Origin of the sequence: Herbidospora mongoliensis (assembly GCF_001570545.1) — a bacterium.
GTDB classification, from domain to species: Bacteria; Actinomycetota; Actinomycetes; order Streptosporangiales; family Streptosporangiaceae; genus Herbidospora; species Herbidospora mongoliensis.
In genome coordinates, this window is sequence record NZ_BBXD01000014.1 from 358093 (window position 1) to 379208 (window position 21116).

Here is a 21116-nt window from a genome sequence, read left to right on the forward strand (position 1 = left end):
GGTCAGTCCTTGACGGCGCCGGCGGTGACGCCGGCCGTGACGTAGCGCTGTGCGATGACGAGCAGGACGGCTGCGGGGATGGAGGCGACGACGGCGGTGGCCATGATCGCGTTCCACTGCTGGTTGTTGTTGCCGATGTAGTGGTAGATGCCGAGAGTGATCGGCTGGTGGTCGCCGCCGCTGTCGAGCGTGCTGGCGAAGATGAAGTCCGACCACGCCCACAGGAACGCGAACAGCGACACCGTGATGATCGCGTTGCGGCTGACCGGCAGGACGATCGACCGGAAGGTCCGCACGGCGCCGGCGCCGTCCACCCTGGCCGCCTGGAGGAGTTCCTGCGGGATGCCGGACATGAACGTGGTGAGGATGAGCACCGCGAAGGGGACCGCGAGGGTGGTGTCGGCCACGATCAGCCCGGGGAGCGTGTTGAGCACGCCGAGGTTGAGGTACATGGCGTAGAAGCCCATCGCCATGATGATCCCGGGGACCATCTGGGCGATCAGCAGCGCGAAACTCAGCGCGCCGCCGCCGCGCGGGCGCAGCTTGGCCAGCGAGTAGGCCGCCGGGGCGGCGATCACCAGCGTCAGCACGACCGTCCCCAGCCCGACCACCAGGCTGATGCCCAGATAGGGAAGCTGCTGGTCGAGGACGGCGCGATAACCGTCCAAAGTGCCGTCGACGGGGAACCACGACGGCGGGCTCCTGCGCATGTCCCGGTCGCGGGTGAACGACACGTTGATCATCCAGTAGACCGGGAAGAGCATCACGCCGGTCAGGGCGAGCCCGATGAGGGTCTTCCACCAGCGGCGCGGAGTGCTCATGACAGGTCCTGCCTTCGCTGGAGGCGGATGTAGAGCAGTCCGAAGGCCAGGGCTGTCGCGATCAGGATGTTGCCGACGGCGGCGCCGGGCCCGAAGGAGGGCACCAGGTTGCCGAATCCCAGCCGGTAGGACCAGGTGGACAGGGTGGTGGAGGAGCCGCTCGGCCCGCCCTTGGTCATGATCCAGATGAGGTCGAAGACCTTGAGCGTGTAGACGAGCCCGAGGAGCAGGGTGATGGCCGAGACCGGTCGCAGCAGGGGGAAGGTCACGTGCCGGAAGCGCTGCCAGCCCGTCGCGCCGTCCAGGGCGGCGGCCTCGTACACCGATGGGCTGATCGCCTGGAGGCCGGAGTAGAGAACCACCAGGTTGAACGGGACGCCGATCCAGATGTTGGCGGCGATCACCGACCACAGGGACCAGTCGGGCGAGGTCAGCCAGTGGACCGGGCCGGCCCCGAGCACGCCGAGGACGGCGTTGACCACGCCGGAGTCGCTGTTGAGCATCCAGGCCCAGGTGGAGGACGACACGATCAGCGGCAGCAGCCACGGCACCAGGAACAGGGCGCGCAGGGTCGCCGACAGTGGGAAGTTCCGGACGAAGAACAGGGCGAGGGCGAGGCCGAGGGTGAACTGGAAGGCCAGGGACACCACGGTGAACACGACGGTGTGCCACAGCGCGGGGCCGAAGGTGGCGTCGGTGAGGACGTCGAGGTAGTTGGCGAACCCGGTGAAGGGCGCGTCGCCCTGGACGAAGGAGCGCACCGTGTAGTGGCGCAGGCTCAGCTCCAGGTTGCGGTACATCGGGTAGGCGTAGAACGCCAGGAGGTAGACGACGATCGGCGCCAGGAATCCCCATGCCGCCCACGCCGCCTTCCGGTGGCCCGGTCCTTGGCGGACGGGGCCACCGGCGGCGACGGCCGGGCGCCGGGTGGGTGCCGGGGCGGTTCGAGTCATGGTGGCGGGCCTACTGGGTGGCGCTCGCCGCCGCGGTCTGCGCGTCGGTCATCGCCTGCTGCGGGCTCTTGGCCCCGCTCAGCGCCGCCTGCACCGCGCCCCACATCGGCTCGGAGATCTTCGGGTACTTGGTGCCGAGGTCGTCGCCGGTACGGCCCTTGGCCGCCTTGACCGCCTCGACCCACACGGCGAGTTCGGGGTTCTCGGTGCTCTGCCGGGTCTGGACCGCCTCGGTCGGCGCGATGTACGACAGCGCCGTGACGGTGGCGAAGGAGTTGTCGGTGCTGGTCAGGCAGGCGACCAGCTTCTGGGAGGTGGCGTAGCGCGCGGTGTCCTGCTGGACGGGGATGCTGACGAACTCGCCGCCGGTGGGCGCCGCGGCGGTGCCGCCGTCCTTGGCCGGGACCGGGATGATGCCGTACTCGAACCCGGCGTCCTTGGCGTTGCCGAGCTGCCAGGTGCCGTTCTCGGCGAAGGCGTAGTCACCGCCGGCGAACTCCTGCCAGCTGGTGGTCTGGGTGTTGTTGATGACCGAGTTCGGGGCGAGCCCCTTCTTCAGCCAGTCGCTCCACAGCGCCACCGCCGACACGCCTTGGGGCGAGTCGAGCTGGGTGAGCCGGGCGCCGGATCCCCAGAACCAGGGCAGGAACTGGAAGCTGCCCTCCTCGGTGCCGATGGCGGAGAAGGTGATGCCCTTCTTGCCGGCCGCTTTGGCCTTCTCCAGGGCGGCGGTCAGCGACGCCCAGTCCTTGACGGAGGCGATGTCGACCCCGGCTTCGTCCAGGACGGCCTTGTTGTAGTAGAGCGCCAGGGTGTTGGCCCCGATGGGGACGCCGTAGGTGTTCCCGCCGCTCTGTCCGGCCGCGATGAGGTTGGGTGAGATCGCGGTGGTGTCGAGCTTGTTCTCCGCGGTGGTGGTCAGCACACCGGCTTCGGCGAGCGTCGAGACCACGGGGTTGTCGACGATGAGCACGTCGGGCGCGTTGCCCTGCTGCGCGGCGAGCAGCGCCTTGTTGGTCAGGTCGCTGGTGTCGTATCCGGTCCGCTCCACCGTCACACCCGCCTGGGTGCCGCAGGTGTCCAGCAGCTTCACCCAGTCGGACGCCTTGTCGTACTGCGGGTAGGGGTCCCAGATGGTGTACGTTCCGCCGCCCGCCGCCTGGCCCGAAGCCGTCTCGGTGCCCTCGGGGGAGGAGGTGCCGGAACAGCCGGCCAGGCAACCGGCGGCCAGGAGAGCCAGGCCCAATCCCGCTGATCTCGATGCTGACATGGGTCAGGCCGTCCTTTCGAGGGCGTGGGGTCGAATCGATTGCTCGAATCGGTTCGACTGAACTTAAAACGGTGCCGTGGGCGCGTCAATGGGTCAACCCTGGCCTCCTTGCCGGCAGGCGGTTCGTCCTGGCCGGATCGTGACTCCTCGGGGTGAACCGATTCGACCTACTATGGGAGCGGGTTGGAGCCGAGTCAGCTGAGGAGTGCCGGTGAACATCGGGGAGATCGCCAGACGATCGGGCGTGTCGCGCAGCACGGTGTCGTACGCGCTGAGCGGCAAACGGCCGGTGGCGGAGGAGACCCGGCGGCGCATCCAGGCGGTCATCGACGAACTGGACTACCGTCCCAACGCGGCCGCGCGGGCCCTCAAGGAGGGCAGGACCCGCACGATCGGGCTGGTCATCCCCCCGGCCAGCCAGCGCCTGACCGACGTCCAGCTGGGTTTCGTGGCCAGCGTGGTCGACGCCGCCGCGCGCGCCGACCTCGACATCCTGCTCTCACCGTCCGGCGGGGAGCACGACCGCTCGTTCGAACGCGTCGTCACCGGCAGCCGCGTCGACGGCGTCATCCTCATGGAGATCCGGCTGGAGGACGACCGGGTCGCCCGCCTGCGGCGCAGCGGGCTGCCGTTCGTCGGCATAGGCCACACCAGCCGCTCCGACGAGATGACCTGGGTCGACATCGACTACGAGACCCTGATGGCCCGTTGCGTGCGCCACCTCGCCGACCTGGGCCATCGTCACATCGCCCTGGTCAACCGCTCGGCCGAGCTCGTCGCCGCCGGATACGGCCCCAGCCACCGGGCGCAGCTCGGCTTCACCGGTGCCCTCGCCGAGCGCGGCCTGCAGGGCGTGCAGGTCTGCTGCGCCGACGACGCCCAGGCGGGCAGGTCGTGCGTCGAACGGCTGCTGGCCGCCCACCCCGAGCTGACCGCCATCGCCACGATCAACGAGGCCGCCATCCCCGGGATGTACCGCGCGCTGACCCACGCCCGCCTGGCCGTGCCCGGCGACTTCTCCATCACCGGGGTCGCCGCCCGGCACTGGGCGGAGAACCTGCACCCGCCGCTCACCGCCGCCGACATCCTGGCCGACGAACTCGGAGCGCGCGCCGTCGAACTGCTGATCCAGCGCATCTCCGACCCCGACGCCCCCTTCCGTCACCTGCTGGTCGCGCCGCCCATCTCGCTGCGCGAGACCACCGGGCCGGCCCGGTCCCGAGCCGACCGCCCCTGAACTGTGGCAGGCGAATCGATGCGCGGCCTTCGCCTGCTCTCGTGGCCGTCTCGGAACCCGGCGTGGCCCGGTCCGCATGGAGCGCGGGCCCTCCGAGGGCGGGCGGATCAGCTCCTGGTCCATTTCTGGCTGCTCGTGCCGGTGCAGGACCACAGCTGAACCTTGGTTCCGTTCGCTGTCCCGAAGTTGCTCGCCTCCAGGCACTTGCCGGAGTGCACGCCGGTGACGGTGCCGTCGGAGTTGAGGTTCCACTGCTGGTTGGTCTGGCCGTTGCAGTCCCAGATGATCGCCTGGGTGCCGTTGGCGGTGCCCTGGCCGGAGGCGTCCAGGCACTTGTTGCCGTACACCTGCAGCTGCTTGGAGGAGGTCAGGGTCCACTGCTGGTTGGCGGCGGTTCCGCAGTCCCACAAGTTGAGCTGGGTGCCGTTGGCGGTGGTCGCGTTCGGTACGTCCAGGCACCGGCCGGCGTTGACGTTGCGCAGCACCGACGTCGACCCGTTGCCGGGATCGGTGGACGGGGGCAGCAGGGTGATCGTGTAGGTGTCGTCGATGGCGGTGTGCGGGAGGTTGACCGTGGTGGCGTTGCCGGACAGCGTCACGACGGAGTTCTGGACGGTGACCGGGGCCGTGACGGCGCCGCCGCCGTTGGAGGGGATGCGCTCGGCCAGGACCCGCACCTGGTTGTTCTGCACGATGCCGCTGGTGGTGTCCAGGCGCTGCAGGTTGACGGCGACGTTGCCGGTCGTGGTTCCGCCGCCGACCAGGATCTTGGCCGTCCCGGACGCCTTGGTGGCGAAGGCGTCGTAGTTGGCGCTGGGCGTGACGGAGACGATCTGGCCGGTCTGCGAGCCGTAGAAGCGGTAGGCCCACCATTCGCCCTTGGGCTGGTATTGGCCCGAGGAGTTGCGGACGAGCAGGTTGCCGAGGTCGTTGTGCAGGTTTCCGCCGCCCGCCCAGTTGGCGCGCAGGCCGTCGGCGCCGGCCCGCTCCAGGCGGGCGATGTACCAGGCCCCGTCGGCGGGGTTCTGTTCGTTGGAGGCCCCGTACTCGTTGATCTGGTACGGCCGCGGGTGGGCGATGCCGCGGGAGTTCAACGTGGTGTTGGCCGCCGCCACGTTGGCCACCGGGTCACCCGGCAGGGAGTGCCAGCTGATGATGTCGGGCACCACGTTGTTGGCCTTGGCGTAGTCGAGGTAGGCGTTCCAGAAGGCGTGGCCGGTGGACGGCACGCACGCGCAGCTCGGCCCGACGATGAGCTGCGAGGGGAACGCGGCCCGGACACGCTGGTAGGTGCGCCGCCACAGCTCGAAGTACTGGGACTGGGGGCGGTTCCAGAACAGCGTGATGTTGGGCTCGTTCCACAGGTCCCACTGCACCGGGGCGCCCGTGGCCTGCACGTCGCTGATCAGGCGGGTGAGGAAGTTGTCGTAGTCGGTCCAGTCGCCGTTGTCGCCGGGGAAGCGGGAGATCGGGTAGCCGTCGGCGCCCCACAGGTCGTGGACGAGCAGGATGAACTCCCCGCCCAGCGAGCGGGTGCGCAGTAACTGGGCGCGGGTGGCGTTCCAGCGGCGGTCGTACTTGCCCGACACCCAGCCGCCCGGACTGTCGAGCTGTGCCCCACCGGCCCGCATGTACCGGAACTTCACGTCGGTGAAGTACTGGCTGGGCGGGCCCGACGCGTTCTCGGTCATACCGTAGATCCAGCCGGAGGCCCGGTAGGTGGGAGTGCCGCCACCGGCGGAGAAGTCGACGCTGATGGACTGGTCGGCCGCCTGGGCGGGCGTGGCGGACGTCATGACGGGGACCGCGACGAGTGCGCCGACTGTGAGGAAGGCCGCCAGCGCGCGGCGGCTCCGGCGGGCGATGTCGCCAACGTTCATCTCGGATTCTCCTCATTCAGGGGGTGCTGAGCACAGGTGAGGGGAGTGGCTTCACGGGGAGTCGCGACACCCGGAACATCCAGATCGAATCGATTCGACCGCAGACTAGATCTCGCCTCCAGCGCTGTCAACAACGTGTGTTAGGGAGATGAACGCCTTGTTTCGTGCGGCGCTCCATCCCGCCACGGCGGCAGGGGGCCGGTGACAGAGGCTCTTCCATCCGGGATTCAGCGGGCCACGCAGCTAGGATAAGCACGCTTATCTATGAGGCGCTTCTGCCCCTTCTGGGATATCTGCCGTCCCGCGAGCTCGAAATCGCCTCATGGGCGATGGGCTCATACCGATTCGGCCGGGTTCGGTCGGACCATCCAGACGGGTCTGACATCAGATGAGTATGAAACTTTCATCCTGGCGTTGAGGATCCGCGCCCGCCGGAGAGCTCTCCCCGTCTCCCTGTCGAGACGCCGCGTCTTCGGCACCGCCCGGCCGGATGCGGTTCCTCGGCCCCGGCTGATCAACTCGGTCGGTCGTCCTCTCACGGGCGGCTGCCTTCGCCGAAACGGTTCGATTTCAGGTGTTCAGAAGGGCCGTGATCAGGCGAGCGGGACCAGCATGAGGGTCCTGACACGGCCTCCCGCATGAGACCGCGGGCTGAGGGTTTAGGCAGGCGATCGGGCATGAAGGAGTCTTGACAAGGAGTCCGGACCTCGTATGTGCTTCGCTGTACACCAGCGCCCCTCTCCCTCAGCAAGGCTCGACCTGTGAGTCGAATCGATTCGTAATGGTGAGGGCGACCGGCTCCGCCCGACCCCTCCTTCAAGGAGCACGACAATGCAGCCTCCCCCCGTCCCCTTACCAGGCCATGCGGCTCGAGGGCCGCGCTCCCGAATGGCCGTCATCACGTCATTCGTGGCGGTGCTGACGGCCCTGCTGGCCACCACCCTGACCTGGTGGGCGCCGGCGACCGCGGCGACCACGCCCCTGGTGGGAACGGCGTCAGGACGATGCCTGGACGTGCCCGGGATCTCGCAGGTCAACGGCACGCAGGTGCAGATCTGGGACTGCAACGGGCAGTCCAACCAGCAGTGGACCACCACCAGCGCGAGCGAAGTGCGGGTGTACGGCAACAAGTGCCTGGACGTGAACGCCGGCGGCACGGCCGACGGCACCACGGTGATCATCTGGGACTGCAACGGCCAGAACAACCAGAAGTGGCGGCTGAACTCCGACGGCAGCATCACCGCCATCGGCGCGAACAAGTGCCTGGACGTGGCCGCCTACGGCACCGCCAACGGCACCAAGGTCCACCTCTGGACCTGCCACGGCGGCGCCAACCAGAAATGGACGACCGGCGCCCAGCCCAGCCCGACCCCGACGCCCACCCCGAGCACGTCGCCGAGCCCACCGCCGAGCGGCGCCCGCGCGTGTGACATCTACAGCTCCGGCGGCACGCCGTGCGTAGCCGCGCACAGCACGACCCGCGCGCTCTACAACGCCTACAGCGGCAACCTCTACCAGGTCAGGCGCTCCTCCGACAGCACGACCCGGAACATCGGCGTGCTGACCACGGGCGGCGTCGCCAACGCCGCCGCGCAGGACTCCTTCTGCGCCGGCACCACGTGCGTAATCACCGTGCTCTACGACCAGTCCGGGCGGGGCAACGACCTGTGGTACCAGGGATCCAGCGTGGTCCCCGGCTCTCCCCAGAGCAGGCCGGCGGTCGCGACCACCGAGTCCCTCACCGTCGGCGGTAACAAGGCCTACTCCCTCTACATCAACCCCGGCAACAGCTACTGGAGGGACGGCCACCTGACCGGCGTCCCCACGGGCAGCGCACCCGAGGGCATGTACATGGTCACCAGCGGCACCCACGTCAACGGCGGCTGCTGCTTCGACTACGGCAACAGCGAGACCACCAGGAAGGCCGACGCCGCCGGAGCGATGGACGCCATCAACTTCAGCACCCAGTGCTGGTTCGGCGGATGCTCCGGGAGCGGCCCCTGGGTCCAGGCCGACCTGGAATGGGGCCTGTTCCCCGGCGGCAGCCAGTCGTGGAACACCAACCAGCGCGCCTTCACCAGCAAGTTCGTGACCGCCACCCTGAAGAACAACGGCACGACCCGGTTCGCCATCAAGGGCAGCAACGCCCAGTCGGGCAGCCTGTACACCCTGTACGACGGCGCGCTTCCCAACGGCTACAGCCCGATGAAGAAGCAGGGAGCCATCATCCTGGGCAGCGGCGGCGACTGCTGCAAACCCGACGGGGGCGCCAACCTCAGCGCGGGCACCTTCTACGAGGGAGCCATGGTCGCCGGATACCCCTCTGACGCCACCGAGAACGCCGTCCAGGCCGACGTGATCGCCGCGGGCTACCGCTGATCTCCCGGACGCCGGCCACCACTCCAGTGGGGGAGGGGTGGCCGGCGTTCATCCCGCTATCGCGGCCGACGTCGGCGATGGTCTGTCATCGATGCCGCATCCGCTGGGTGCATGGCTGACTACGACACAGTCGAATACGACAAATTGCCGTGCCGACCGCACGCAGAAGCCGGTGCGCGTCATCCGGGAACGGCATCAACGCGCGGGGCAGTCGGCGCGCCCGTAGGCGGTGACCAGATACGCCGGCCACGCATGGTGGGTCCCGAACACATCCCCGGACACGGCACGCAACGCGACGGTCCGCACGAGATTCAGGCCGACGGCGGCGACAGGCTCTCGACCTGCGCGTGTCATGCGACTTGCGGGCGACCTGTCGGCGCTCAGAACCCAGGCCTTGCGGCCCCGGCAGTGCGCGAGGGCTCGGCTGAGGGTATGAAACCCCCGTTTGAAAAGCGTGTGATGTGTGGGCCGTCTGGAAAACGCCTGCAAAAGTCTCCCGCAAGGCCCCGATGTCAGTCTCCTGGGTGTACGGAGAACACCACTAATTCACAGGAGACTAACCATGAAACGTCTTACCGCCGCCTTCGCGGCCGCCATCACGCTTGTCGTGGTCCCCGTTCCGGCCGAAGCCGCGACGGCGAGATGCGTCCTCAACGCCGAGCGGATTCAAGGCGTGAAGATGTGGCTGGTACGCAACAACTGCACGCCTGCGGATCCCAGCGACAGGATCGCCCAGACGATCTTCTGGGGAGCCGACTGGCCAGACCTCGACGACTACTTGGGGGCTGAGAACTACCCGACGATGAACAACCGGCTCGAAGTCTCCTGGGCATCTCTGAACGAGGACGCCCTGACCGGCGACGAGGTCTACACCGAGAACAGATTCGTCCGCACCAACGGCTCGATCTACACCGTCAAATCGAATGAGGTGAAGAAGGAATTCTTGTTGTAGGGGGCCACGGTTCCTGATTGACGTCGCGACCACCGGCCCGTCCTGACGGCATCAGGCGCTGTTCAGAGTGAGAAGGTCACGCACCCACCAGCTCCGCCGCTGCGCCCTGCAGCACCTGGCCGCCGACGGCCGCATCGCGCCCGAACTCCAGACCAGTTCCCGCTACCAGCACCTGGCCGGCCTCGGTCGCTACGGGCCCTCGCGCTCGCCGGTAGGGGGCGGATCTGTCCGACGCTTTCGCCAGTGGCGCGGCGGCGCGGCACGGTGTGGAACATGTGGTCGGTGATGACAGGCGGGCGGCCGCGCTCGTAGTGGGGCGGCGTCACCCGTCATGGTCACCCACCCGTTCGAAACAGGTCACGCTGCTCTGAGCGGATCCGCCGCAGGCGGATCGGGTCGATATCGCACCAGGCGGCCTCACATGATGGACGCATGAGCGAAGAATCGAAAGCCCCTCTGTTCGACGGGCATTTGCGGCGGCGGCTTTACGAGCAGCGAACGCTCGTTCTCGACGGACCTCTCGACGACGACAACGGCACCCTTCTCACCACGCAGCTGATAACCCTCGCCACGCAGGATCCCGTGGCCGACATCGCATTGTGGATCCATTCCCCGGGTGGTTCCGTTCCGTCGATGCTGGCGATCCGCGACATCATGCGGCTGATTCCGTGTGATGTGTCGACGCTGGTGCTGGGCATCGCCTACAGCGCCGGCCAGTTTCTGCTCTCCTCGGGCACCCGGGGCAAACGCCGCGCCCTGCCCCATGCGCGGGTGCTGATGCACCAGGGGTCGGCCGGGATCGGCGGCACCGCCGTCGACATCGAACTGCAGGCCAGCGACCTGCGCCACACCCGCGACACGGTGCTCGGCCTCATCGCCGCAGACACCGGCCAGCCCGTGGAGCGCATCTTCGACGACTCCCTGCACGACCGTTGGTACACCGCGCAGGAGGCGCTCGACTACGGCTTCATCGATTCGATCGTCAGCGATTTCGGAGAGATCGCGCCGCTCGCCCACCATCAGCTTGGTTTCGGCGTCACCGAAGGAGCGGCCCGATGAGCACTTATACGATCCCCAACGTCATTGCCCGCGATTCGCGTGGCGAGCGTATTCTCGACGTTTATTCGCATCTGCTCACCGAGCGAATCGTCTACCTGGGCACGGCGATCGAAGCGGGTGTCGCGAACGCGCTCATCGCGCAGTTGATTTTCCTGGAGTCCGAGAATCCCGACGCCGATATCCAGTTCTACATCAACTGCGAGGGCGGCGATCCGAGCGCGATGCTCGCGATCTACGACACGATGCGCTACATCCGCCCGAAGGTCGCCACGACCTGCGTCGGCCAGGCCATCGCGGTGGGCGCGGTGCTTCTCGCGGCGGGCGCCGAGGGGAAACGGTCCGCCCTGCCCCACGCACGGGTGGTCCTGCACCAGCCGGCCGCCTCGGGGCGCGGCGCGATCCCCGACCTCATCCTGCAGGCCGACGAGGTCGTGCGTGTCCGGGCCGACATCGAGCGCATCCTGTCGCGTCACACGGGCCAGACCGTCGAGACGCTGCGCGCCGACACCGACCGTGACCGGGTGTTCACCGCGACGGCGGCGCTGGAATACGGGCTCCTCGACCAGATCATCGAGGAGCACACACGCACCTGATCGCAGGAAACGCGCTGCGAACTCCGGGGCCGCCGGGCCGCGCTAGGCGGCCAGCAGCATGGCCCCAGCCGACGTGCCACCCTGCGCTGCCCGCAGGTTCTCGGTCACGGCGGAGGTCAGATCGATCAAAGTGACCTCCAGCGCCCCGGCGACCGCGGCGATCATCTCGCTCGACGGCTCTTTGACGCCCCGTTCCATCTCGGAGAGGTACTGCGGTGAGACCCCGGCGCGGCGGGCCGTCTCCGCCAGCTTCTCACCACGCTCGTAGCGGATCCCCCGCAGGCACTCACCGAGCGCCTCCCGCCACAGCGGCTCACGCGCGGGTTCCGGCTCGCTTCGATCGCTCACCCGCCGCAGCGGCGTAACAGAGGAGGCCATGCCTCACCATAAACAGCCACTGCGCCGCCGTCGCGGCGTCTTCGCGCACAGCACAACCGGAACTGCCGCCGTGACAAGAGACAGGTGGGTCATGGCCGTAAATGGCCGAAGCTGTCTGCCGATCCGGTGACGTGACTCGGTGGCGATCTGGAGGTCGACGGATACTGCCGCGCCTCACCCGGTTCAAGTCCGTAGGGCACCCCCGCTCGGGAGGGTGCCCTGCGGATTACTCGGACGCGCAGGTCGCATATGCGACGACGCTCCACTCCCTGGTGGTGGAGCTCAGCTCGTTCGCAGTGGCCGACACCGCACGGCTGGTGGGAACGAATTCGATGAGCGCGGTCTCACCGGCGGCACCCGGGATGGAGAACCCGGCACCGAGCGCCAGTTTTCCTTCGGGACAGCTCACGAGCGTGCCCTTGTTGCTCGAGTTCTCCTCGGTTTCCTCCTGGACGACCTGGAGACCCGCCGGTCGTTCCTCGGCGCAGATCGCGAAAAGCCGGAGGGAGTAGTTACCGCCGTAACCTCGGTGGTTCTCCTTGGTCTGAACCCAGACGGAGTCCAGCGTGGGGACCAGGTCGGTGACGCTCACGTTGCCGCGCGCGCCCTCCATCTGGTAGCCGGAGCCGAGCAGCCAGTCGCCGTCCCGGCAGTCGAGATTCAGCTCTTTGGGATTGGGATGTGAACTGGTGACCACCGAGCGGACCGAGGTGGTTCCGTGCGGATACCCGCACACGGCCCACACGCGGATCCTCCATGGGGAACTCGTTCCCGACAGGGTCTCGACGCCGTACGCGCTGACGGTGGTGCCGGTCGGGATCACCTCGTCGATGACGACGTCACCGCCCACGCCGCCGGCCACGTCTCCGATGATCTCGGCTCCGGTGCCGATCACGCGCTTGGCGTCGGGGCAGGCGACCTCGGCGCCCTTGTCGTTGGAGTTGCTGTCGCTGGTGTCGCTGACCACCACTCGGCCGGGGACGTCCGCCGACGCCGGGGAGGCCGTCGTCACGAAGCCGGTGACCAGTGCGACGATGAGCGGCGCAGCCGCCGCTCGCGTGCGTAATACGGGGATGTTCAACTGAACCCCTCCTGAGCAGGGAGCCGGGACCGGTTCCCCGCTTGTCGGAGAGGGCGCCCCCATCCCCGCAATGTGGTCCCGGGCACGCCCCGGCACCGCGCCCTTTTACCCGCTGGAACAGGGTTCTTGTGCCTGGACCGCGGGGTGCCCGGACTCGCACGGATACGGAGCGGCCGTGGCCTCAAGGGGCGTTCCGGCGGCTGGACCTCGGCGCCGTGCCTCGTCAGACCTAGTGAAGTAGGCAGCGGTTTCGGCGTCCGTCGGGTAATACGACTCGATCGCGATCTCGTCCAGAGTGATGTCCATGGGGGTGCCGAACGTGGTGGTGGTCGAGAACAGTCGCAGTTCCCGTCCGCCGAAATGGAAGACCATCGGAATGGCGATCTCGGACTCGATCGGGTCATCCACCCCCTCCGAGCCGAGTGCCAGCAGTTCCTCGTACAGTGCGGTGAGCCCCGGTTCGGGAGCGGCGGCGAGCTGACGCCCGATCCGGATCCGCAGCCGCGAGCGCACCTGCGCGAGATTGACGATGTGCGGGGCGAGCCCCCGTGGGTGCAGTCCGAGCCGCACCATGTTGATCGGTGGGACCAGCAGGTCGGGGGAGACCTCGGCGAGGAACGGGTCGATGGCGCGATTGGTCATCAGGATGTTCCATCCGCGATCGATGACCAGCGCCGGGTATGGCTCATGGGCGTGCAGCACCCTTTCGATCGCCTCCCAGGCCGCCGCCAGCGCTTCCCGGTTGAGCGGCCGCTCGGCGTAGCGGGGGGCGAAACCCGCGGCGAGCAGCAGGCGGTTGCGCTCGCGCAGCGGTACATCGAGCTGATCGGCGAGCCGCAGGATCATGTCGGCGCTCGGGGTGGACTTGCCGGTCTCCACCAGGCTGACGTGACGGGCCGAGACGTCCGCGGCGATGGCGAGGTCGAGCTGGCTGAGCCCGCGCCGGTGCCGCCAGTGCCGTAACAGTTCCCCGACCGAGTCCATGGGCGCCGATGCTAGGTCCGTCAGGCACCAGACGCCATGAAATGCCACTTCATCGACAATCCTCGCAAGCGGCGAGAACACTGCTGAGCCATGACGACCGACAACAAGAGCATCGTCCAGCAGGCCCTGACGGCCCTGGTCGCGACCGGTGAGGTCGACGCGCTCGCGCCGCTGCTGAGCGAGGGCTTCGTCCATCGCCGGCCTGATTCGACCTCGAAGACCAAGGCCGAATGGCTGGCCGCCGTTGAGGCCGCGCTCGTCCCTCTCGCCGGCATGCACGTCGAGATCCAGCACCTGCTCGCGGACGGCGATCACGTCGTGATGCACTCGCGACGCCGGCTGCCTGATGCCGGGCCCGAGATCGTGGTCGTCGACATCTGGCGGCTCGACGACGGGCTGATCGCCGAGGCCTGGGAGATCATCGAGCCGGTGACCCAAGCGCCCGCCCACCTGACGTGGTGGGAAATCCGCTGATGACCGGACCGCCTCCCCGGCCCGGTCACCGCTGAGAAAGGCTCGTCTCCCGCTTGCTGCGACGGCCATCGGAGCGCGAGGTGAACGCGGCGTGCCGGCACCGGTGTTTCGCGTCCGGCCAGTCTGGGGCGGCTGCTCACGCCGGCAGCCGCCCCAGGGTCGGTCACCGGAAGTTGGGCAGTTCGTCCCGGGTGACGACGTAGGAGTGGTTGTAGACCTTGTTCAGGTGGGAGACGGAGTTGCTGACGGTCAGATGGTTGCCGTGCCAGGTGCCGAACAGCACCCAGCGCGCGCCGGTGGACTGCAGCCGGTCGGGGTCGGGGATGGGGCCGTTCTCGTGCAGCGCGATCGGCACCGTGGTGCCGACGATGGTGCGCACGTTGTCGTACATCGCCTTCTGCGGGTCGTAGTTGCCGTCACCGGCGTAGGTGTCGGCGCCGCCGACGTCGACGTACTGCTTGCCCGGGTAGAAGGCGGACTGGGGCTGGCCGTTGTAGCCGTGCAGCCAGATCAGGTTGTTCAGGCCCTTGGTGGTGGTGAAGTAGTCGTACATGTAGCGCCACAGCCGGTTGTACTGGGCGCCACCCTCCTTGCTCCACCAGAACCAGGTGCCGCCGGCCTCGTGGAACGGGCGCCAGATCACGCTGACCCCGTTGCTCTGCAGCTGCTGCAGCATGGCGGCGGCCTGGTCGAGGCGCTGGCGGAAGACGGTGTTCTCCGAGGTGCCCGCGGTCAGCGTGTTGTTGATCGAGGCCGTGCCCTGGCTGCCCGCGTAGGTGTCCGGCTGGGTCGGGGCGCCCATGTGGTAGCCGATCATCACCAGGCCACCGGCGTTCCAGTACGCGACAGCCCGGGGTGCCAGGTCTTTGGAGTCGCCGAAGTCCAGGGCGCGGATGGCCGGGTACTTGCCGGTGTTGGTGCGGATGTAGTTGATCTCGTAGTCCGGGCCGCCGATCCAGGTCGACTCCTGCTGGCCGGACAGGATGTGGTTGCCGTACTGGCTGTAGAGGTAGCACAGCACCCTGCGCGTGGCCGCGTTGGCATTGGGGTTCACCGGCGCCGCCGAGCAGCTGTTGCCGCTGGGGGAGGGCGAGGGAGTCGGCGAGGGGCTGGGGGAGCGGCTGGGGGAGGCCGACGGGCTGGGTGAGCCGGTGACCGAACCGGTGCAGGCCACCCCGTTGAGGGTGAAGGATCCGGGGGTGGGGTTGGAGCCGTTCCAGTTGCCGTTGAAGCCGATGCCGACGCTGGCGCCGGAGGCGAGTTCGGCGTTGTAGGGGGCGTTGGCGGCGGTCACGGCCGAGCCGCTTTGGGAGAAGGCGGCGTTCCACCCCTGAACGATGGTCTGGCCGGCGGTGAAGGACCACCGCAGCTGCCATCCGGACAACGGGTCGCCGAGGTTGGTGACGGTGATGTTCGTCCCGAAACCGCCGGGCCACTGGTTGGTCACCGCGTACTGGACCCGGCAGCCGGCGGACGCGACGGCGGGAGCCGCCGCTGCGGCGGCCACGGTGGTGGCGGTCAGGGCCACGGCCACGGCGGCGAAGATGTTCCGCCGCCGGAGGCGGGCGGGTAAGCGTGCGAATCGCATGATGGGTCTCCTCGTGGAGGGCTGTTCTGCTGCCGGCGGCACGATTCGCGGCGGCAGAAACGCAGGTCTTGTCACAGGGGCGTCCCGCCCGGGACAGGGCCCCGGGCGGGACGGCGGCGGACTACCTGAGGTAGACCTTGGGCTGGGGCGGGGTGGCCATGCCGTTGCCGATGAAGAAGCTGGGGTGCGGCGGCTGGTTGTAGGCGGTGTTCTGCCACGCGAGCGCCACCCGGTACTGCGGGTCGTGCAGCAGAGTGTGGATCTTGGTGGTGGTGACACTCGTGGTCGAGTAGATCCGCAGCGCCGTGTTGTTCGAGGTCGGCCAGATGGCCTCCTCGCGCCAGTCGCCCAGGATGTCGCCCGACAACGACGGGGTGGACTTCGTGCCGTTGTTGGAGTGCACGCCGGAGGCGGTCAGCAGGCGGGTCTCCCCGCCGGTGCCGTACTTGTCGATCCGGGTGCCGTCCAGGAGTTCACGCACCGGGTCGCCGTCCCACCACGCCAGGAAGTTCATCGAGGACGGCTCGCGACCCAGGGAGGCGCCGCTGGGGCTGCGCAGCGTGGTGTCGGTGGCCGACCAGGACTCCGCACCCGGGCTGCCGGCGTGGATGTCGGCGGACACGCCGCGGCCGTTGTCGCCGCCGGTGGCGGTCTGCCACAGCACCTGGCCGGTGCGGGCGTCGGCGAACCAGGAGCCGGGCCTGGAGCTCTCCTCCGACACCTTGAAGATCTCCAGGCCGGGGCGGGAGGGGTTGAGGTCGCCGACGTGCAGCGCGTCGCCGTGGCCCAGGCCCGTGGTGTACAGGCCACGCCCGTTGTCGTCGATCACCGCGGCGCCGAACACGATCTCGTCCCTGCCGTCGGCGTCCACGTCGGCGACCGAGAGCTGGTGGTTGCCCTGTCCGGCGTAGCCGCCGTTGCCCGAGGAGCTCGAGTCGAACGTCCACCGCTTGGTGAGGGAGCCGTTGCGGAAGTCCCAGGCCGCGATCACGGCGCGGGTGTAGTAGCCGCGCGACATGATCAGGCTCGGCCGCTGCCCGTCCAGGTACGCGGTTCCGGCCAGGAAGCGGTCCACGCGATTGCCGTAGCCGTCGCCCCAGGAGGAGACCGTGCCGCGCGGCGGGTCGTAGGTGACCGTGGACATCGCGGCGCCGGTCTGGCCGTTGAACATGGTCAGGTATTCGGGCCCGGACAGGATGTAGCCGTCGGAGTTGCGGTGGTCGGCGCCGGCGTTGCCGATGGTGGTGCCGCGCCCGTCGACGGTGCCGTCAGCGGTCTTCATCGCGACCTCGGCACGCCCGTCGCCGTCGTAGTCGTACACCTGGAACTGCGTGTAGTGCGCCCCGGCGCGGATGTTGCGGCCCAGGTTGATCCGCCACAACCGGGTGCCGTCGAGCTTGATGCCGTCGACGTGGACCAGGCCGGTGGCGCCGGCCTGGGAGTTGTCCTTGGCGTCGGAGGGCTCCCATTTGAGCACCAGGTCCATCCGCCCGTCACCGTCCAGATCGCCGACCGAGGCGTCGTTGGCGACGTGGCCGGAGGAGGGCGGGCTGATCGGCACGTCGAGGTAGGAGCCGCCGGCGAAGCGCAGTGAGGTCTCCGAGGCCGCGCCCTCGCTGCCGCCGTTCACCGGGCGCACGGTGTAGGAGGCGCCGGCGTCGGCACCCGAATCCAGGTAGTTGGTGGAGTTGGTGACGCTGGCGACGCGGCTGCCGCCCCGGTAGACGTTGAACGAGGTGTCACGCGATTCGGTGCCCAGCAGACGCCAGGAGACCAGGTTGCCTGATCCGGAGCGGACGCTGATCAGGCCGCGGTCCAGGTCCTCGGCCTGCTTGGCGTCTCCGGGAACCGGCGGTGGGCTGGTGCTGGGCGACGGGCTGGGAGAAGCGCTGGGACTGGGGCTGGCCGAAGGGCTGGGGGAGGAGGTGCCGCCGTCGCAGAGCACGCCGTTGAGCGAGAAGGAGGACGGCACCGGGTTGGAGCCGTTCCAGGAACTGTTGAAGCCGAAGGAGACGGTGCCGCCGGACGCGACGGAGGCGTTGTGGCCGGCGTCGGTGACCGTGACGTTCGCGCCGCTTTGGCTGTGGACGCCGTTCCACAACTGGGTGATCTGCTGACCTGCGCTGAAGGCCCAGGTCAGCCGCCATCCGTTGACGGCGTCTCCCCGGTTGTTGATCGTGACGTTGGCACCGAACCCGCCCTGCCACTGGTTGGTGACCGCGTAGTCCACCCTGCACGCCACCGCTGCGGCAGCGGGGGCCTGCACGGCGACCGCCCCTGCCAGGGCGACGCATGCCGCGGCCCCGATCGCGGCCAGGCGTGACACCGACCCACCTAAACTGTTCATTGAACGTCCAATCTGGGCATGATCCCTTGGGAGCAAGAGAAGCCCAGACGATAAGAATCTGCTGGAAGGGACGTCAACCATCAGGCCGTACAGTCGAACGGCTGGCCTGATCGTTAATTGTTACGTTTCAGGTCAGAAGCCGAAAGCAGGCATGCTGATCACCAGCGCGCGATGAAACGTTCTCGTTTACCCGGCGGTCAGCGGCAGGGCGGCGCGGTCGATTCGCGGACCACCAGGCGGGGCCGGTAGACCAGGTTCTGATGCCGGTGCCCGGGTCGGGCCTCGTCCAGGACCATGCCCGCGGCCGTGCGCCCCAGCTCCTGGCGGGGCTGGCGGATCGTGGTGAGCGGCGGAGACAACCGGGAGGCGAAGGCCACGTCGTCGTAGCCCACCACCGACATCTCCCGGGGGACGGCCACACCCCGGTCACTCAGGCCGCCGACCACACCCAGCGCCGCGGCGTCGTTGAAGCAGATGATCGCGGTCGGCGGGTGGGGGTCGGCCAGCAGTTGGTCCAGCGCCGCCTCCGCCCCGGTGGTCACGTCCGGGACCGGCACCCGCACGTCCATCACCGCCAGGTCGGGGTCCATTCCGGCCTCCTGGAAAGCCTGACGCACCCCCGCGTGCCGCTCGGCGGTCTGCTGGACCTCCACCACTCCGCTCAGCATCGCCACCCGGCGGTGACCCAGGCCGATCAGATGGGCGGCGGCCTGGCGGCCGCCCCAGTGGTTGTCGACCGACACCGAGCAGAGTCTGCTGTCGGCCCGGTGATCGAGCAGGACCACCGGGATCCCGCGCCCCGCCAGCGCCAGTAACGGCTCCAGGTCATCGGCCACCGGGGTGATCAGCACCCCGCGCACCCCCTGCTTCTCCAGCTCACGCAGGTAGTGCTGCTCACGAGACGGCTGCACGTCGGTGCTGCAGGTCATCAGCATGCACCCTTCCTGCAGCAGCCGGTCTTCCACACCGCGGCACACCTCGGTGAAGAACGGGTTGGCGATGTCCAGGACGACGGCTCCCACGAGTGGGCTCGGTATGCCCCGCAGCCGGCGGGCGGCGTTGTTGGGGACGTATCCGACCTCCCGCATCGCCTCATAGACCCGAAGGCGCGTCTTCTCGGCCACGAGCTCGGGGCTGTTGAGCACATTGCTCACCGTGGCCGCGGAAACCCCGGCAGCCTGCGCCACGTGCCGTATGCCGCTGCGCTTGGGCGTCGCGGCAGCCGACCCTTCCCGATCCACCTCCGCACCCTATCCAGCTGATCGGGCACCGTCGCCGTGCTGACTGGAACTTCGCACCTCCCGCACGCCGTCCTCAGTCGAGCACCTGCCCGTGCCGCGCCGGGACATCGGACAGGACGACCTCTTCGGTCTGGTCGCCGTTGACGGTGATCACCAGAGCGGCCGCCATCGTGGCGACCGCCGCGAAGGCGGCCCGTCGGCGGAGTCGCGGTCGGTGTCGCGGTCGGGGTGGACCGGGTTCCGGTTCCGGGTCCGGTTGGCGCGGCACGTCCATGTCCAGTCGCCGGCGGGCGGTGCTCCACGCCGCGGCCGCCTGCTCGTCGAGACCGCAACCGACGACGAACGCCGTGACCGCTTCCTGCCGGGGCAGGGTCTGGCGCTTGAGCATCCCGGCCGCGGTCGAGTAGGGCAGGTGGTGGCCGGCCCGCTGCGCATGGGACTGAATGTCGCGGTAGCTGCGTCCGGACCACGCTTTGAGCAGTCGCAGCGTGGCCACGAACTCGGCGTCGGTGTGCGCGGCGGCCGGGTCGGGAAGCCCCGCCGGGCTGTCCGAGGTAGTCATAACCTGGGAGTACAGCGGAGTCGCACAGACCCGCACAAGCCGGAACAGCACATTCCTTGTGTACGGCTCGGCCGATCGGCCAGCGTCGACGGCATGATCTCCACCTGGTTCCACACCGCTCTGGCCGGCGTCCTGCTGTCCGCTGCTCCGGTCCATCCAGGGATCGATTCGTTTCTCGACGCGACGGTGCCGCCGGGGCCGGGCGGCACGGTGGCGGTGGCCCGCCATGGCAAGCTCGTGCACTGCGCCGGATTCGGCCTGGCCGACCGTGAGACCAGGACCCCGGCTCGCTGTGACACGGCCTACGACATCATGTCGATCACCAAGCAGTTCACCGCTGCCGGGATCATGAAGCTGCAGATGATGGGCAAGCTGCGTACCACTGACCGGATCGCCGTCCACCTCGGTCCGGTGCCGGCCGACAAGCAGCTGATCACCCTGCGCCATCTGCTGACCCACACCTCCGGGCTGAGCGACCTCGGCGACGACTACGACCCCGTCTCCCGCGACACCATGACGCGACGCGCGCTGGCCTCACCGCTGCGGTCGGCGCCGGGAGCCCGGTTCCACTACTCCAACGTGGGCTACAGCCTGCTGGCCGCCGTCATCGAACGCGCGTCCGGCGTCTCGTACGAACGCTTCCTGGCCGAGCACCTGTTCGCCCCCGCCGGCATGACCGGCACGGGATACGTGCTGCCCCGCTGGGCGGCAGGCCAGATCGCGATCGAATACGACGAGCGGGGCACGAGACGGGGGCGGCCCACCGAACATCCCTGGGCGGCCGATGGCCCCTACTGGTACCTGCGAGGTAACGGCGGCATGCTCTCCACCGCCCGCGACATGTACCGCTGGCACCGTGCTCTGGAAGGAGACCGGGTCTTGTCCCGCCGGGCCAAGGCGGAGTTGTTCACCCCGCGGGTGCTCATCGACCAGAAGGCGAAGATGTACTACGCCTACGGCTGGGCCGTGCTCCCGCGCACCGAGGACGGCCGGGTCGTCGAACACGACGGCGGCAACGACTGGTCCTACGGTATGTTCGCCCGCTTCCCCGCCAAGGACGTCATGGTGTTCTGGATCAGCAACCAGGCATATCGGACGGGGAAATGGAACCTCGAGGACATCAACAACAAGCTCACGCTGGGTCTCATTCGCGCGTTGTGACACCGCCACCGAGCATCGGGCGTGATGGGCGGCTGGAGAAGCTCTGAGGCCGGCCCGTGAGGAGGTCGCCGGCCTCCTCACGGGCGAGTCGCGGTGGTTCAGACAGGTGTCATTGGCAGCGGTCGGCGACGCAGAGGGCCGGGGTCGGGGGATTGC

The 21116-nt window shown here is 68.6% G+C and carries 18 protein-coding genes; 7 read left to right on the plus strand and 11 right to left on the minus strand.

Annotated features, from left to right (window positions below; genetic code table 11):
• Positions 1-2: 2 nt before the first annotated feature.
• From AW272_RS20600 to AW272_RS20610, 3 genes are read right to left on the minus strand one after another with little or no spacing between them, the layout of a single operon-like run.
• Complete coding sequence (locus AW272_RS20600) at positions 3-821, minus strand: carbohydrate ABC transporter permease (protein ID WP_066367548.1); 819 nt, start codon at positions 819-821, stop codon at positions 3-5.
• A complete protein-coding gene (locus tag AW272_RS20605; RefSeq protein WP_066367550.1) occupies positions 818-1774 on the minus strand; it encodes a carbohydrate ABC transporter permease in 957 nt (318 codons plus the stop codon). Before AW272_RS20605 ends, AW272_RS20600 begins: the two co-directional genes overlap by 4 nt.
• A 10-nt stretch (positions 1775-1784) precedes the next feature.
• Entirely contained in the window at positions 1785-3044 is a 1260-nt protein-coding gene (locus AW272_RS20610) for a sugar ABC transporter substrate-binding protein (protein WP_066367552.1), read from the minus strand.
• A gap of 211 nt (positions 3045-3255) precedes the next feature.
• Here AW272_RS20610 and AW272_RS20615 point away from each other — a divergent pair, with 211 nt between their 5' ends.
• On the plus strand, positions 3256-4281 hold the full coding sequence (locus AW272_RS20615) for a LacI family DNA-binding transcriptional regulator (RefSeq protein WP_066367555.1): 1026 nt from the start codon (positions 3256-3258) through the stop codon (positions 4279-4281).
• Positions 4282-4388: 107 nt separating this feature from the next.
• Here AW272_RS20615 and AW272_RS20620 read toward each other — a convergent pair whose 3' ends face one another.
• Positions 4389-6161 carry an RICIN domain-containing protein gene (locus tag AW272_RS20620; protein WP_066367558.1) on the minus strand — a complete coding sequence of 591 codons (1773 nt, stop codon included), beginning with the start codon at positions 6159-6161 and terminating at the stop codon, positions 4389-4391.
• Positions 6162-7049: 888 nt separating this feature from the next.
• On the opposite strand from AW272_RS20620, the gene AW272_RS20625 reads away from it, so the two are divergent.
• The 4 genes from AW272_RS20625 to AW272_RS20640 all read left to right on the plus strand — a co-directional run bounded on the left by AW272_RS20625 (position 7050) and on the right by AW272_RS20640 (position 11144).
• Positions 7050-8540 (plus strand): arabinofuranosidase catalytic domain-containing protein, encoded by a 1491-nt coding sequence (locus AW272_RS20625; protein ID WP_066367561.1) that lies wholly within the window; start codon positions 7050-7052, stop codon positions 8538-8540.
• Between the two features lie 562 nt (positions 8541-9102).
• Positions 9103-9492 (plus strand): hypothetical protein, encoded by a 390-nt coding sequence (locus AW272_RS20630; RefSeq protein WP_066367564.1) that lies wholly within the window; start codon positions 9103-9105, stop codon positions 9490-9492.
• 432 nt (positions 9493-9924) lie between these two features.
• Entirely contained in the window at positions 9925-10551 is a 627-nt protein-coding gene (locus AW272_RS20635) for a ClpP family protease (RefSeq protein ID WP_066367566.1), read from the plus strand.
• Positions 10548-11144, plus strand: a complete 597-nt coding sequence (locus AW272_RS20640; protein ID WP_066367567.1) for a ClpP family protease — start codon at positions 10548-10550, stop codon at positions 11142-11144. The genes AW272_RS20635 and AW272_RS20640 overlap by 4 nt, the downstream gene beginning before the upstream one ends.
• 42 nt (positions 11145-11186) lie before the next feature.
• On the opposite strand, the gene AW272_RS20645 is transcribed toward AW272_RS20640, so the two are convergent.
• The 3 genes from AW272_RS20645 to AW272_RS20655 form a co-directional block, all read right to left on the minus strand.
• The gene (locus AW272_RS20645) at positions 11187-11522 is read right to left on the minus strand and encodes a helix-turn-helix domain-containing protein (RefSeq protein WP_066367574.1); all 336 of its coding nucleotides are present in this window, start codon (positions 11520-11522) and stop codon (positions 11187-11189) included.
• A 226-nt stretch (positions 11523-11748) separates the two neighbouring features.
• Positions 11749-12603 carry a hypothetical protein gene (locus AW272_RS20650; RefSeq protein ID WP_066367576.1) on the minus strand — a complete coding sequence of 285 codons (855 nt, stop codon included), beginning with the start codon at positions 12601-12603 and terminating at the stop codon, positions 11749-11751.
• A 105-nt stretch (positions 12604-12708) separates the two neighbouring features.
• On the minus strand, positions 12709-13587 hold the full coding sequence (locus AW272_RS20655) for a helix-turn-helix domain-containing protein (RefSeq protein WP_066367577.1): 879 nt from the start codon (positions 13585-13587) through the stop codon (positions 12709-12711).
• Positions 13588-13677: 90 nt separating this feature from the next.
• On the opposite strand from AW272_RS20655, the gene AW272_RS20660 reads away from it, so the two are divergent.
• Complete coding sequence (locus AW272_RS20660) at positions 13678-14061, plus strand: nuclear transport factor 2 family protein (protein ID WP_066367579.1); 384 nt, start codon at positions 13678-13680, stop codon at positions 14059-14061.
• A 163-nt stretch (positions 14062-14224) separates the two neighbouring features.
• On the opposite strand, the gene AW272_RS20665 is transcribed toward AW272_RS20660, so the two are convergent.
• The 4 genes from AW272_RS20665 to AW272_RS20680 form a co-directional block, all read right to left on the minus strand.
• Positions 14225-15649, minus strand: a complete 1425-nt coding sequence (locus AW272_RS20665) for a glycosyl hydrolase (protein ID WP_066367581.1) — start codon at positions 15647-15649, stop codon at positions 14225-14227.
• A gap of 121 nt (positions 15650-15770) precedes the next feature.
• Positions 15771-17975, minus strand: a complete 2205-nt coding sequence (locus AW272_RS20670; protein WP_439649152.1) for a rhamnogalacturonan lyase family protein — start codon at positions 17973-17975, stop codon at positions 15771-15773.
• Between the two features lie 218 nt (positions 17976-18193).
• Entirely contained in the window at positions 18194-19237 is a 1044-nt protein-coding gene (locus AW272_RS20675; protein WP_083958506.1) for a LacI family DNA-binding transcriptional regulator, read from the minus strand.
• 73 nt (positions 19238-19310) lie between these two features.
• The gene (locus tag AW272_RS20680) at positions 19311-19799 is read right to left on the minus strand and encodes a hypothetical protein (RefSeq protein ID WP_157518669.1); all 489 of its coding nucleotides are present in this window, start codon (positions 19797-19799) and stop codon (positions 19311-19313) included.
• Between the two features lie 93 nt (positions 19800-19892).
• On the opposite strand from AW272_RS20680, the gene AW272_RS20685 reads away from it, so the two are divergent.
• Positions 19893-20960 carry a serine hydrolase domain-containing protein gene (locus AW272_RS20685; protein WP_066367592.1) on the plus strand — a complete coding sequence of 356 codons (1068 nt, stop codon included), beginning with the start codon at positions 19893-19895 and terminating at the stop codon, positions 20958-20960.
• The last annotated feature ends 156 nt before the right edge of the window (positions 20961-21116 follow it).